At 37.9% G+C, this 13,800-nt stretch carries 14 protein-coding genes; all 14 read right to left on the bottom strand.

Features of this window, described 5'->3' with window-relative positions:
* Positions 1 to 13 precede the first annotated feature (13 nt).
* On the bottom strand, positions 14 to 622 hold the full coding sequence (locus ACIPKN_RS05940; RefSeq protein ID WP_132357438.1) for a MotE family protein: 609 nt from the start codon (positions 620 to 622) through the stop codon (positions 14 to 16).
* 4 nt (positions 623 to 626) lie between these two features.
* A complete protein-coding gene (gene fliJ, locus ACIPKN_RS05935; protein WP_400934283.1) occupies positions 627 to 1,076 on the bottom strand; it encodes a flagellar export protein FliJ in 450 nt (149 codons plus the stop codon).
* Position 1,077: 1 nt separating this feature from the next.
* Positions 1,078 to 2,403, bottom strand: a complete 1,326-nt coding sequence (fliI, locus tag ACIPKN_RS05930) for a flagellar protein export ATPase FliI (protein ID WP_132357440.1) — start codon at positions 2,401 to 2,403, stop codon at positions 1,078 to 1,080.
* Between the two features lie 5 nt (positions 2,404 to 2,408).
* The gene (gene fliH / locus ACIPKN_RS05925; RefSeq protein ID WP_400934280.1) at positions 2,409 to 3,197 is read right to left on the bottom strand and encodes a flagellar assembly protein FliH; all 789 of its coding nucleotides are present in this window, start codon (positions 3,195 to 3,197) and stop codon (positions 2,409 to 2,411) included.
* The gene (gene fliG / locus ACIPKN_RS05920; protein WP_400934278.1) at positions 3,190 to 4,203 is read right to left on the bottom strand and encodes a flagellar motor switch protein FliG; all 1,014 of its coding nucleotides are present in this window, start codon (positions 4,201 to 4,203) and stop codon (positions 3,190 to 3,192) included. Before fliG ends, fliH begins: the two co-directional genes overlap by 8 nt.
* Before the next feature lie 15 nt (positions 4,204 to 4,218).
* Positions 4,219 to 5,808 carry a flagellar basal-body MS-ring/collar protein FliF gene (gene fliF, locus ACIPKN_RS05915; RefSeq protein WP_400934277.1) on the bottom strand — a complete coding sequence of 530 codons (1,590 nt, stop codon included), beginning with the start codon at positions 5,806 to 5,808 and terminating at the stop codon, positions 4,219 to 4,221.
* A 353-nt stretch (positions 5,809 to 6,161) separates the two neighbouring features.
* Positions 6,162 to 6,467 (bottom strand): flagellar hook-basal body complex protein FliE, encoded by a 306-nt coding sequence (gene fliE / locus ACIPKN_RS05910; RefSeq protein ID WP_132357443.1) that lies wholly within the window; start codon positions 6,465 to 6,467, stop codon positions 6,162 to 6,164.
* Positions 6,468 to 6,490: 23 nt separating this feature from the next.
* Entirely contained in the window at positions 6,491 to 6,952 is a 462-nt protein-coding gene (flgC, locus tag ACIPKN_RS05905; RefSeq protein ID WP_142507473.1) for a flagellar basal body rod protein FlgC, read from the bottom strand.
* Between the two features lie 3 nt (positions 6,953 to 6,955).
* On the bottom strand, positions 6,956 to 7,348 hold the full coding sequence (gene flgB, locus ACIPKN_RS05900) for a flagellar basal body rod protein FlgB (RefSeq protein ID WP_142507474.1): 393 nt from the start codon (positions 7,346 to 7,348) through the stop codon (positions 6,956 to 6,958).
* Positions 7,349 to 8,321: 973 nt separating this feature from the next.
* Positions 8,322 to 9,101, bottom strand: coding sequence for a GTP-sensing pleiotropic transcriptional regulator CodY (gene codY, locus ACIPKN_RS05895; protein WP_370075233.1), 780 nt, complete (start codon positions 9,099 to 9,101; stop codon positions 8,322 to 8,324).
* 87 nt (positions 9,102 to 9,188) lie between these two features.
* Positions 9,189 to 10,586, bottom strand: a complete 1,398-nt coding sequence (gene hslU, locus ACIPKN_RS05890; RefSeq protein ID WP_400934275.1) for an ATP-dependent protease ATPase subunit HslU — start codon at positions 10,584 to 10,586, stop codon at positions 9,189 to 9,191.
* Positions 10,586 to 11,131: an ATP-dependent protease subunit HslV gene (gene hslV, locus ACIPKN_RS05885; RefSeq protein WP_132357448.1), complete on the bottom strand. Its 546-nt coding sequence runs from the start codon at positions 11,129 to 11,131 to the stop codon at positions 10,586 to 10,588. The genes hslU and hslV overlap by 1 nt, the downstream gene beginning before the upstream one ends.
* A 20-nt stretch (positions 11,132 to 11,151) precedes the next feature.
* The gene (xerC, locus tag ACIPKN_RS05880; protein WP_400934274.1) at positions 11,152 to 12,051 is read right to left on the bottom strand and encodes a tyrosine recombinase XerC; all 900 of its coding nucleotides are present in this window, start codon (positions 12,049 to 12,051) and stop codon (positions 11,152 to 11,154) included.
* A gap of 430 nt (positions 12,052 to 12,481) precedes the next feature.
* Positions 12,482 to 13,795, bottom strand: coding sequence for an FADH(2)-oxidizing methylenetetrahydrofolate--tRNA-(uracil(54)-C(5))-methyltransferase TrmFO (gene trmFO / locus ACIPKN_RS05875; protein WP_142507478.1), 1,314 nt, complete (start codon positions 13,793 to 13,795; stop codon positions 12,482 to 12,484).
* Between the last annotated feature and the right edge of the window lie 5 nt (positions 13,796 to 13,800).

Raw genomic sequence — 13,800 nt, 5'->3', positions numbered from 1 at the left:
CCTTCAGATTTTCTTATTGTTTAGCCATCATTTCTGTATATTTCGCTGCATTTTGTGGATCCATTTTTTCTAAAATCGCGGCTAATTTATCTGGTTTTAAGTTTGTTAAAATACGAAGTGCTTCAGTATCGCTCATTTTAATAAGAACTGGCGCTGCTGCTTTAGGGGACATCTTATCAAATGTTTTTAAAATATCAGTAAAGTCACGCTTTACGTCACTTTGCTCCCTATTTAATTTCTCCATTTCAAATTTTAACTGTTCATTTTCTGTCGTTAACTTTTCTTTTTCAGTTGTTGCCGTATCCATCTTTTTTTGAAGCTGTACGATTTCTGCTTCTTTTTCTTGTATTTCGGCCTGTAACTTTACAACTTTTGAATCATTATTAACTACAGCATCTTTTGCTTGTTGTTCTTCTGAAGGAACGAATGGTAAGCTTTGAACGGCCTTCTTCCCTAAATCAAAGACATTCGTATTCATAAGGGTTGCAACAACAAGTAGAACTGCCGCTACGAACATGATAGGTATTACAAACCACGTAAAAAACTTTCGCAAGCCTCCTGATTTACGTTTAGGCGGTTGTTCTACTAATTCTGCTTTAAGTCGATTGTCTGTTTTCGCCATGAAATCACCTGATTTCTCTCTTGTTATACGTCAGCGATGAAATCTCATCTAAAAAAATGCCTTCGATACGATCCTGTTCCTGCTGAAACACTTTAAAATCTTTCTCTCGCATTTTTTCAAATTTACGTACTTCCAAGTTTTTTTCTAATAATTTTTCTTCGTGCCAATTCATTTTTGCACGAGCTTGAACAACTTTTTGCTGTACATCAACAATTGTTTTTTCGAGGCTATCAATAAACCGTGCATAGTGATGAACTTCTTCTATTGATGAACCTACAGCTAAACGCTCCTGCTGAAACTCTATTAAATCTTCTTTCTTTTTTAACAAGTCATATAGCTTAGTTGCAATTTCTTCAAAAGAACGTACAGATTCTTTATAGGCAATTTCTGTTTCATTTTTTTCTTGCTCTCGAATGGTTAACACTTTTTCAAAACGATATATATAGCTTACCACCCTATTTTCCACCACCGATCGATAATGAAATTAACTCATTCTTGCTTTCCTCTAAGGTCACCTTATCTAAATAGCCCTGCTTTAAATAAGCGGTAATGAGCGGTTCATAGTAAATGGCTTCATCAATTTCTTTTGATGTTCCTGTCTTATAGGCACCGATATTAATTAAATCCTCTGACTTGTCATATGTATAATAGAGCTCCCTTAATCGTTCTGCAGCCTTTTTGTGCTCTGGCTCTGCCACATGATTCATCAAACGGCTGACACTTTTTAATACATTAATAGCTGGATATTGACCTTTATTAGCAAGGTTTCGATCAAGGACTATATGACCATCTAAAATCCCTCGCACCGTATCTGCTATCGGCTCATTCATATCATCACCATCTACTAACACTGTATAAAAGGCAGTAATAGAACCTTTCTCATTCGTACCTGTACGTTCTAATAGTTTAGGTAGAATGGCAAATACAGATGGTGTATATCCTTTTTGAGCTGGTGGTTCACCTGTCGCAAGACCGATTTCACGCTGCGCCATAGCAACACGAGTCACAGAGTCCATCATCAACATGACATTTAAGCCGCGATTTCTAAAATATTCGGCAATCGCTGTTGCGGTAAAGGCCCCTTTAATTCGCATTAGTGCAGGCTGGTCAGAGGTAGCAGCTACTACTATAGATCGACTTAAACCCTCTGGTCCTAAATCACGCTCTATAAACTCACGAACCTCACGACCACGTTCCCCAATTAGCGCAATTACATTTAAATCTGCTTGGGTATTTCGCGCAATCATACCGAGCAATGTACTTTTCCCGACCCCAGAGCCAGCGAAAATACCAACACGTTGTCCATTACCCACTGTTAGCATGCCATCAATTGCTTTAACACCTACTTCAAGTCTTTCATTAATAGGTGGGCGCGTTAGCGGATTGGGTGGATCCTGCTCTGTCGGAACTGTCATTAATCCTTTCGGTAATACAGTTCCATCTATTGGATTCCCCATAGAATCAAGTACCTTACCGATTAGCTCAGGGCCCACTTTTACCTCAAGTGGTGCCCCTGTACCTTCGACTAGGCAGCCTATTGATATTTCCCGAAGAGAAGTAAAAGGCATTAAGACGACAATTTCATCTTTGAAGCCTACAACCTCTGCTAAGATGATTTGATGGCCGTTTTTAGAAGTTTCCACATGAATTTTACAAACATCACCAATGGAACTATCTGGACCTTGTGACTCAATCATCAAGCCGACAACTCTAGTTACTCTACCAAATTTTTTAAAGGTTGGTATTTGAGGAATTTGTTCGATTAATTGAGCCGTTTTCATCTAGATCATTCCTTACTTTCTAATATTTCATGTAGCTTTAATCTTAGTTCATTCAATTGCTCATCAATACTTACAACAATACGGCCATGATTTGTTTCAATATAACAATCTGTTTCATTTTCTAACTCCTCATTTACAAAAATCATAAATGGTACGTCAGTTGGGAACATTTCAGCTAGTTCATCCCGATTAGCAGTTATTAAAGCATAGTAGGTTGGCGAAACGTAAATTTTTATTTCCTTCATTTCTCTCGCTTCTTTAAGTCCTCTGTGAACGATTGAAACAAACAATTCGTTGTCTCGCTCTAAAGATGCATCAATAATTCGCTCTGCTGCAGTTAAGCCTAGCTCTAAAATAATCGATTCTTGATCTTCAATATATTTCCGAGCATTTTCCCTCGCATGAATGATTGTTTCATTGGCCGTTTGGAGAGATTGTGCCATCGCTTCAGAAGCTTTGTTTATCCCGTCCTCATAGCCTTGACCGAATCCTTCATCATAAGCTTCTTGCACTCGATTAGGTCGTTCTTCTTCCCAACCTTGCTTTAAATGTTCAATTTCCTGAAAAAACATTTGCTTTTCTTGTTCAAAAGCTTCACGTTCAGCCTGTAAAGTAGCTCTAGCCTCTGCAAATAAACGTTCGCGCTCTTCTAGCACTTCTTCCATAGTCATTTGTTTTTGAGGTGAATTTTCTCCTTCTTCTACCTCTTGCATTTCAAACATGTCACGAATTTGAATTTTTTTGACATGATCGCCATTGGACTGTGTGTATACAGAACGGATGATTCTAGACAATGACGTCATCTCCTCCACCACGTGCAATAATAATCTCACCAGCATCCTCTAAGCGACGAATGACAGCAACAATTCGAGATTGCGCTTCCTCTACATCACGTAAACGTACAGGTCCCATAATTTCCATTTCTTCCTTAAATGTCTCAGCCATGCGTTGTGACATATTGCGGAAAATAATATCTTTTACTTCTTCACTTGAAACTTTCATTGAAAGCAGTAAGTCTTCATTTTCACAATCACGAATAACACGTTGAATCGAACGGTTGTCAAGTGTAACAATATCCTCGAATACAAACATACGTTTTTTGATTTCTTCAGCAAGCTCTGGATCTTGAATTTCGAGTGCATCGAGAATCGTTTTTTCCGTTTGTCGGTCTACACCATTTAACACTTCAACAACTGCGTCAACGCCACCTGTTTCCGTGTGATCCTGTGTAACAGTTGATGATAGTTTACGCTCTAAAACCGATTCAATTTCACTAATAACTTCTGGTGAAGTGGATTCCATTACAGCAATACGTTTAGCAATATCAGCTTGTACTTCCTGTGGTAATGAAGATAAAATAACACCCGCTTGCCCTGCCTCTAAATAAGATAGAATAAGGGCAATTGTTTGTGGATGTTCATTTTGAATAAAGTTAAAAATTTGTGCTGGATCAGCTCTACGCGCAAAGTCAAATGGACGCACTTGTAAAGAAGATGTTAGACGATTAATAATTGTTTGCGCCTGTTCTACACCAAGTGCTTTTTCCAATACTGTCTTCGCGTAACCAATACCACCCTGTGTAATATAATCTTGAGCAAGTGCAATATTGTGGAATTCTTCAATAATTTCCTCTTTAACATTTGCTTCTACTTTTTTAACACTTGAAATCTCTAAAGTTAAACGTTCAATTTCTTCTTCTGTTAAATGTTTATAGACAGAGGCTGAAACCTCAGGCCCTAATGAAATTAACAAGAGAGCGGCCTTTTGTTTTCCGGTTAATTCCTTATCTTTCTTGGACACAGCCTAACCTCCTAGTTAGTCTTCCGCAATCCAACTACGCAGTAACTTCGCAAAATCGTCTGGCTTATCTTTTGCCATTTTTTCAAGCTGCTTACGACGCATTGTAGCTTCCGTTTCAATTTCTTCATTAATATCTTCAATCATTAATTCTTCTTGTTCATCTAGGATACTAAGTTCTTCTTCTTCCTGCGCACGTTTACGTGAACGGATAATGAAGAATGCAAGCAATAATATTACTGCTAGTAATATGCCACCGATTACCCAAACCCACCATGGAATAACAGATTTTTCACTAGCTGTCTCTGTTGCTTTACCATTCAAAGGTTGCACTGAAACAGCTACTTTTTCATCGATTTGCTGTTGTGTAAGTTCAGCTGCTACATCTTTAGAAATCGTCGTACGAACAATAGTACTTAAAATTTTCTGGATATCCTCTTGAACCCCATTTGGTAACGTTCCCGCGTCAGTTCCTGTCGGTGGTTCAACAATTACTTGGATCCCCATATCTTGAATTTTATATGGTGCCTCTTGGATATCTTTACGTATACGATTTACTTCACTATTAATTGTTTCTTCAGTACGTTCGGATTCTCCATTACCATTTACACCTTCGTTATAAGTTGTGAAGTTATCTGTCGTCGTTTCAGCTTCAGGTGTACCAGTAGCTGCAGCCCCTCCAGAATATTGCTCTGTAATACGTTGAGCACTAATTTCTATTCCTGCCATATTCTCTTCGTCAACTGGCGTAACTAGTTTTTCTTCACGATTTTCTTTTTTGAAATCAATGTCTGTTGTCACAGAAACTACTACTTTGTCTTGTCCCATAAGCGTACCTAGCATATTTTGAACTTGACGCTGTAGGTCACGCTCAACTAATTTCTTCGCTTGTAACTGACCTTCTGCTGTCGTTGTTGAAGTTCCATCAGTAGTCGCAGCATTCAGATCAAAGTAATCAGAAAATTGGTTAGAAATAACAATATTATCCGTTTTTAAATTTGGAACACTTTTTGCTATTAAATTGTACATAGTGGCAATTTGTTGCTCTGTAAATTTATAGCCAGGGTCTGTATTTAAAACAATAGATGCTGTCGCTTCCTCTTTAACATCCTTTAAGAAAACTCCTTCTTCTGGAATGTTAATCATTACCTTTGCATCTTTTACACCATCTAGATTTTTAATGAGCTTTGCAACTTCTGTTTCAGTTGCCGCTTTTTTCAAGAGGTTAAACTCATTATCTGTCATACCAAATCCAGAGCTATTTGCAAAAGAGTAATCAATCGACCCTGTTTGCGGATATCCTTCCGATGCCAACGACACTAACAATGAGTCTACTTGGTCTTCAGGTACTGAAATCGATGTCCCTCCCGGTTCAATTTCATACTTTACACCTTTAGCGTCTAGCGCTTCTTTCACTTGTCCGATTTCTCTTGTCGATAAATCTTTATAAAGTGGTACATATGTAGTTTTTGTAGCAAAAATTGTAATAACTATAGCAAGTGCTACAACCCCTACTAAAGAACCGATCATTACAACTTTTTGTTTTTTACTACGACTTGTCCAAAATTGGCTGGTGTCGTTTTTTATTTTCGTCAATCGTTCATTCATTATGATCCTCCGGTTATAGTGAATAACCTATCCATCTAATAATTCGCGAAAACAGTGGTATCCCATAACATTCAATCAATATCATCACCATAACGGATTGATTTCCGTTTCGATTAGTCTTTTTCCTAGGAGCGTCCGATGAGCCACTTTTGGCAATCAGGGTTTGGTCACGAAGGCATTATCACAAGACTTGATGCTTTTAAACTTCATCACTTCTGTCTCCAGGGTATTATTTGTAACGTAATCCTTAAGGAGTCGTCAATCCTCTACATCATTCATTCATTTAAATAAGTATAAATTATGGGATATATTCTTTACTTCAATAGTGATTGTAATCACTTGTTCAAATAAAGTTAGACACTCATTCGCATTATTTCTTGGTAAGCTTCAATCACCTTATTGCGAACTTCAATTGTTGCATTTAATGTAATGCTCGCTTTTTGTGATGCAATCATCACTTCGTGCAACTCTACATCTCCTCCATTAATTAACTTTTGAGTAAGATTGTCAGAAGTAATTTGTTGATCATTTACTTTCGATATGGCTTCTTTTAACGAGTTCGCAAAGCTCTGTTGTGCTTCATAAGGTGTCGTTTTAAGTTTATTTGTTTCATTTACAACCTGCGTAGGTGTCATTTGTGAAACGGACGAAATTGTCATTATGTATCTTCCTTTCTTCTTATTTATCTTCCAATCTCTAAAGCCTTTGTCAGCATGGATTTATTTGCATTCAATACAGTTACGTTTGCTTCGTAGGAACGAGTGGCTGACATTAAATCTACCATTTCTTTTAATGGATCTACATTTGGCATATTTACATAGCCATCTGCATTTGCATCGGGGTGAGTTGGATCATACACAAGTTTGAAAGGTGTTTCTGTATCCTCTTTTATTTGTGTAACTTTTACGCCGTTACCAACGCCGCTTTTTGCGTTTTTACCAAGTGCTACATTAAAGAACTTTGAAAACTGTCCCTCTTGCGCTGTAAATGTCACAGACTTCCGACGGTATGGCTCCCACTCCCCATTCACTTGTTTAGCTCGCGTTGTATCCATGCCAGCCATATTTGAAGAAATGACATCCATTCGTAAACGCTGTGCTGTTAAAGCTGAGGCAGTGGTATTCATTCCATGAAAAATAGACATCTATTACCTACCTCCTTTAATAACAGTATTTAATGTGTTTAACTTACCGTTCATACGTTCAATTAATGCGTTGTAATAAATTTGATTTTCCGCTAGTTTCGCCTGTTCAGCATCCATATCTACGGCATTACCGTTATTCCGATAACGTAAGCCATTAATATTATTCACACCAGGTGTTGATTGTCGAATCTCGAAATCATAATGTCTACTATCAGTACGATATGCCGACAGGGACATTTGTTGTTCTTTCTCCAACATATCTTTAAAACTTACACTTTTCGCCTTATAGTTCGGCGTATCGACATTCGCAATGTTATTAGCGATTGTTTTATGATTCAAAGTTGCATAAGAAAGTCCGTTTTCCAGGCTACTAATAGTTCCTCCAAACAAATCCAAAACATTCACCTCATTTATGTATTTCTTTTTTTATCCAATAACACAATTGTAATTAAGATGATACCTAGTGTCTATTGTCTTTTGTCCCTTTTTGATAGTAAATCAGACCTATTTTTATTCACAAACAACCAGGACAATACTTCTGCACCCCTTGCTACCACAGGCTTCATGGGACACAAGACGTATCTAGTTAATTTACACTACTTGGATAGTGTTTACGGTTTTAGGATTGATTTTTTTCCTTTTTCTTACAAAACATCAGTAGACACAATGTCTAAATTAGAGTTCCTTTTTACTATTCAAGCCCGAGCTACCGAGATTGCTAAAAATTCAGAATAGTTATTCTAGACTGTCTTATAAGTAACAATTGGAGCATCTATTTTTTTCATTTATGCAAATAGTAATGCGCACTCAAAAAATCTAATTTAGGGAGAAAGCAATGATAATTGCATCTATAAAGGTCGAAAACTTACCTATAAGAAATGAGAAAAAGAATTAAAACATAGATTATTTCTCCCCCCCTATTTAGTACTATATCACAGTTCGACTTAATTAGAGCATTGTAAATCGGCTGAAAATTTCGTCGAATCCTTGTCGAATTACGAAAAGTTTAAAAAGGCATCCAGAACATAATTATTCCTGATGCCTTCATGATACTAATAAGTTTTAGATGTCATATTATATCTTTTTGCAAAGCGAGGGGATGCTTTCCGTTCCGGCCGAGCGCTTACCAAGGGGCGTCCGAAGAGCCGCTTTTTTATCTGCGCAAAAGAGGAAGCATAGCGACAAGTTCAGGTGTTTGGGCCCCACTGAAAAGTAACTTAAATCCGCATTTAACTCACCATCTATGGAGGTAGGAGACTTCTGTAACTGCCATTTCACTTACGTTACAAAAGACATTTGATGAAAGAAGTTAAAAGGCATCTAGAAAATTCATTCCAGATGCCTGACACCGTTCCGAAAGAACGTTTTATTATTTCATTTTAATTTCAGCTAATGCGTTTAAGAATTTACCGTTTAGTACTTTAATGTAAGTACCTTTCATACCTAGAGAGCGAGATTCGATTACACCTGCAGATTCTAGTTTACGTAATGCGTTTACGATTACTGAACGTGTAATGCCAACTCGGTCTGCAATTTTTGAAGCAACAAGTAAGCCTTCATGGCCGTCAAGCTCTTCAAAGATATGTTCAATGGCTTCTAACTCACTGTATGAAAGAGAATTAATTGCCATTTGTACAACAGCTTTGCTACGAGCTTCCTCTTCAATTTCCTCAGATTTTTCACGTAAAATTTCCATACCAACTACTGTTGCACCATACTCAGCTAAAATTAAATCATCATCCTCAAATTGTGAAGATAAACGAGCAAGAATTAATGTACCTAGACGCTCACCACCACCAACAATTGGAACAATCGTTGTTAATGCATTTTGGAATAGCTCTTTGTTTTCAACAGGGAAAGCAGTATGTTCGTCATTAATATCTAAGTTTGAAGATGTTCCAGAAATTGTAAACAAGCTATGTGTATACGCTTCTGGGAATTGACGCTCTTCGAACATCTTTTTCATACGTTCGTTTTCAATTTGTTGATGAATTGAAATGCCTAATAGCTTCCCTTTACGGCTTACAATATAAACATTACTGTCTATAATATCTCCTAAAGTATCTGCCATTTCTTTAAAGTTTACTGGCTTACCAGCAGATGCTTGAAGCATCGAGTTAATTTTACGCGTTTTTTCTAATAAATTCATTATATGTTCCTCCTATAAATAATCCGAAGAGTATTTACTTAATATTCTAAAGTTTTTTACAACTGAATGAAACTATTCAGCCTTATATTACAATATAAACTGTGACAAATCTTTGTTTTTTACAATACCCGCAAGTTTTTGATCTACGTACGCAGCATTAATCGGAATATTTGCAGGCGCAATTTCTGCAGCTTCAAACGATAATTCTTCCAATAAACGCTCTAAAATCGTGTGTAAACGTCGAGCTCCAATATTATCGGTCGCTTGATTGACCTCGGTTGCAATTTCTGCAATTCGTTCAATCGCGTCGTCCGTAAAGTTTATTTCCACACCTTCTGTTTCTAATAATGCCTTGTATTGCAAAATAAGTGATTGGTCAGGCTCTTTCAAAATACGTACAAAATCTTGTTTCGTTAATTTTTCAAGCTCTACTCGAATCGGGAATCGGCCTTGCAACTCAGGAATTAAATCTGATGGTTTTGACATATGAAATGCTCCAGCAGCAATGAACAGCATAAAGTCTGTTTTTACAGCACCGTACTTCGTCGTTACAGTAGAACCTTCAACGATTGGCAGAATATCACGTTGCACACCCTCACGTGATACATTCGCAGAGGAGTTACTATCCTTACTAGCGATTTTATCAATCTCATCAATAAAAATAATACCTGACTGTTCAGCTCTCGAAATAGCTTCTTGGGCAACTTCATCTGCATCTATGAGCTTATTCGCTTCCTCTATTGTTAAAATACGGCGCGCGTCTTTCACTTGTACACGGCGTTTCTTTTGCTTTTTAGGCATCAAATTAGATAACATATCCTGCATGCCACTGTTAGCTGACATATCCATGCCCGTTCCTTGTAACGCATCGAAAATAGAAGGATTTTGTTCCGTTACTTCAACTGTAACCCATTCATTTTCTAATTTACCATTACGTAAATCGATAGCGATTTGCGCACGTTTGGAGCGTACTTCAGTTTCTTCAGAGGAATCGTCATTGGCTTGCGGTTCTTTCCCACCAAATAACATTTCAAATGGGTTTTGCATAGACTGTTTTTTCCGTAAGGAAGGAACCAATAGCTTAACGATGGCTTCGTTTGCCAATTCTTCTGCTTGGTCCTTTACAGACTCCATCATTTCTTCTTTTACAAGACGATGAGAAGCTTCTACTACATCACGTACCATTGACTCTACGTCACGTCCAACGTACCCTACTTCGGTAAACTTTGTTGCTTCTACCTTCACAAAAGGTGCATTCGTTAGCTTTGCAATTCTTCGTGCAATTTCTGTTTTTCCGACACCTGTAGGTCCAATCATCAAAATATTTTTTGGAATTACCTCAGCCTTCATCTCATCACTTAACAATGAGCGACGATATCGATTACGTAACGCAATAGCTACCGCTCGCTTCGCTTCATTTTGTCCAACGATATAACGATCCAAATGCCCAGTAATTTGTCTTGGCGTTAAATTATTTTTTGTCATTAGTTAAGCGCCTCCACGATAATATTATGATTCGTAAACACACAGATTTCAGCAGCGGTTTCTAATGCCGCTTCAGCAATCTCGCGAGCAGACATTGTATCACCCGCATATTTTTTCAAAGCACGACCTGCTGATAATGCATAATTACCCCCAGAGCCAATTGCCAAAACTCCATCATCCGGTTCAATTACTTCTCCAGTACCTGAAACAAGAAGGAGCGTACTTTTATCCATTACAAGTAGCATCGCCTCTAATTGACGTAGCATTTTATCACCGCGCCATTGCTTAGCTACTTCAACTGCTGCACGTTGTAAGTTGCCATTGTATTCATTTAACTTTCCTTCAAACATTTCAAAAAGTGTAAATGCATCGGCAACCGATCCGGCAAATCCGGCAAGTACCTGCCCATTAAACAGACGTCTGACCTTCCTTGCTGTACCCTTCATCACAACCGCATTCCCTAGGGTTACTTGACCATCACCTGCCATTGCGCAAGCTCCATTATGATGAACCGCAAATATCGTTGTCGCATGAATTTGTCCCATTTGCCTTCCTCCTTAGCTTATTATGCCCTTGGATGAGCATTCATATATGTTTGACGAAGATGCTCTTTTGTTACATGTGTGTAAACTTGTGTAGAAGTTAAATGAGCGTGACCTAATAACTCCTGCACCGTACGTAAATCTGCGCCATTATTCAATAAATGCGTGGCAAAAGTATGGCGAAGCATATGTGGATATATTTTCGTATGGAGCGAGGCCTTGTCAATCATTTCAGTTAAAATATGACGTACACCTCGAGGAGTAAGTTCCCCACCGCGCATGTTGACAAACAATTGCTGATGACTTGTGTTTTTCATCAATCGAGGACGAGCTTGTTCTATGTAATCCAGCATAGCTAAACTCGCAAATTGCCCGAATGGAATGATACGTTCTTTTCGCCCTTTTCCCATTACCCTAATAATTGAATAATGGAAATCAATATCTTTTACTTGAATAGAGGTAAGCTCACTTACACGAATACCTGTCGCATATAACAGCTCTAATATAGCCGTATTTCTTAATGATTTCAAATCATCGCCAACATTCGCATCAAATAGCTGCTTCAACTCTTCTTCATAGAAAAAACTAGGTAAGCGTGATTCTTTTTTGGGATGATAAAGTGATCGAAATGCCCCATCATCTAATCCGTACTGTCTATTTAGGAAGCGATAGAAGGAGCGTATTGAGGAGATTTTCCTTGATACCGATGATCTTGCTCTCTTTTCATCGTACAACTTCGTCACATAAAGACGTGCATGTATATACTCAACACTAGCTAAATCATTTACGCCCTCCGCCTGCAAAAACGCTAAAAAATCTAGTAGATCCGATTCATACTCCCGCACTGTATGAACAGAGAAGTTTTTTTCAATTTGAATATAAAGCATAAACTGCTCAAGTGCATCTTGGGACGAAACTAACATTAAAAGATTCACCACCAACGAATTATTATAAACCTTCTGTATATTACGGCTCATTACCATAACGTGGGATTGGTTTTTTGTTCGGGCTAGTCGCTTTCCCGGGGGCGTCCAGTCTGAACGGAAACCCAATATTTATACATAGCATACGTTTCAACGTCATCCCTAACGTTTGGTGATGAACCCAAATACTTACACCTTGCTATTAAAAATGTACAATTTCGTGTATCTCTTTAGTTTGTCATGTTGGGTATCGTTAATGTAGAAAACATACATATTGACACTATACCTATCTTCATCATATAGCAAGTGGAAATGTTTATATTTTGAGAAAATCTCCATACAAAATAATAAAATACGTGTAAATTAGCATTTTATCTACAAAAAAGAAAAAGCCTCTAAGAGTATATCAACTTTTAGAGGCTTTTTGCAATCAAATTGTTTGTGAATTCACAAAATTACGAATTGTACTTATTGCACGTGTAGCATGCATCTCTGCACGCTCTGGTTTTGAACGACGTCCTGGTGGTAGTTCAGGGAAAATTCCAAAGTTAACGTTCATTGGCTGGAAGTTTTTCGATTGTGCTTCTGTTATATAACGCGCCATACTTCCTAACGCCGTTTCAAATGGGAAGATAAGTTGTTCTTGTCCTAATGCTAAACGAGCCGCATTAATACCAGCAATTAAACCACTACCAGCAGATTCAACATATCCTTCGACACCTGTCATTTGACCAGCGAAGAAAATATTTTTTCGCTCGCGAAGCTGATAAGTTTTCTCTAGAACCTTTGGTGAATTAATGAACGTATTTCTATGCATAACTCCATAACGAACGATTTCAACATTCTCTAATCCCGGAATTAATTGCAGTACTTCTTTCTGTGGTCCCCATTTTAAATGAGTTTGGAAGCCAACGATATTGTAAAGAGTTCCTGCTGCATCATCTTGACGTAATTGAACAACAGCATAAGGTCGTTTCCCTGTTTTTGGATCTTCTAGACCTACTGGCTTCATCGGTCCAAATAACATTGTTTTCTCCCCACGAGCAGCCATTACTTCGATAGGCATACAGCCTTCAAAGTAAATTTCCTTTTCAAATTCTTTTAATGGCACAACCTCTGCTTCGATTAACGCTTGACGGAAACGATCAAATTCTTCCTTTGTCATAGGACAGTTTAAATAAGCTGCTTCCCCTTTATCGTAACGAGATTTTAAATAAACCTTTTCCATATCGATGCTGTCTTTTTCAATAATTGGTGCTGCTGCATCATAGAAATATAAATAATCTAAACCTGTTAAGCCCTGAATTTTTTCAGCTAAATCTTTCGATGTTAGTGGTCCTGTGGCAATCACAGTAATGCCTTCTGGAATTTCAGTGACTTCTTCATGAATTACTTCGACAAGAGGATGATTTTTCACAGAGTCTGTCACATAGCCCGCAAACTCATGACGATCCACTGCTAATGCACCGCCTGCCGGTACTGAACATGCATCTGCTGCCTTCAAAATAACAGAATCTAAAATACGCATTTCTTCTTTAATCACACCTACGGCATTTGTTAATCCATTTGCACGTAATGAGTTTGAACAAACAAGCTCTGCAAATTTATCAGTATGGTGAGCTGGAGTTTGCTTTACCGGACGCATTTCATAAAGTTTAACTTTCACACCACGTTGAGCAATTTGCCAAGCTGCCTCACTGCCCGCAAGACCTGCGCCTATTACATTTACTACTTGTTCAGTCATGTTCT

The sequence above is a fragment of the Lysinibacillus sp. NPDC086135 genome (assembly GCF_044746345.1).
Taxonomy (GTDB): domain Bacteria; phylum Bacillota; class Bacilli; order Bacillales_A; family Planococcaceae; genus Lysinibacillus.
The sequence above is the reverse complement of the archived record's forward strand: the minus strand, read 5'-3'. Positions and strand labels throughout refer to the sequence as shown.

Coding starts and splice junctions, on each gene's coding strand:
- ACIPKN_RS05940 (WP_132357438.1), bottom strand. CDS start 622: ATGGCGAAAACAGACAATCGACTTAAAGCAGAATTAGTAGAACAACCG.
- fliI (WP_132357440.1), bottom strand. CDS start 2,403: ATGAAAACGGCTCAATTAATCGAACAAATTCCTCAAATACCAACCTTT.
- fliF (WP_400934277.1), bottom strand. CDS start 5,808: ATGAATGAACGATTGACGAAAATAAAAAACGACACCAGCCAATTTTGG.
- fliE (WP_132357443.1), bottom strand. CDS start 6,467: ATGACAATTTCGTCCGTTTCACAAATGACACCTACGCAGGTTGTAAAT.
- flgC (WP_142507473.1), bottom strand. CDS start 6,952: ATGTCTATTTTTCATGGAATGAATACCACTGCCTCAGCTTTAACAGCA.
- codY (WP_370075233.1), bottom strand. CDS start 9,101: ATGAATTTATTAGAAAAAACGCGTAAAATTAACTCGATGCTTCAAGCA.
- hslU (WP_400934275.1), bottom strand. CDS start 10,586: ATGACAAAAAATAATTTAACGCCAAGACAAATTACTGGGCATTTGGAT.
- hslV (WP_132357448.1), bottom strand. CDS start 11,131: ATGGGACAAATTCATGCGACAACGATATTTGCGGTTCATCATAATGGA.
- xerC (WP_400934274.1), bottom strand. CDS start 12,051: ATGTTAGTTTCGTCCCAAGATGCACTTGAGCAGTTTATGCTTTATATT.
- trmFO (WP_142507478.1), bottom strand. CDS start 13,795: ATGACTGAACAAGTAGTAAATGTAATAGGCGCAGGTCTTGCGGGCAGT.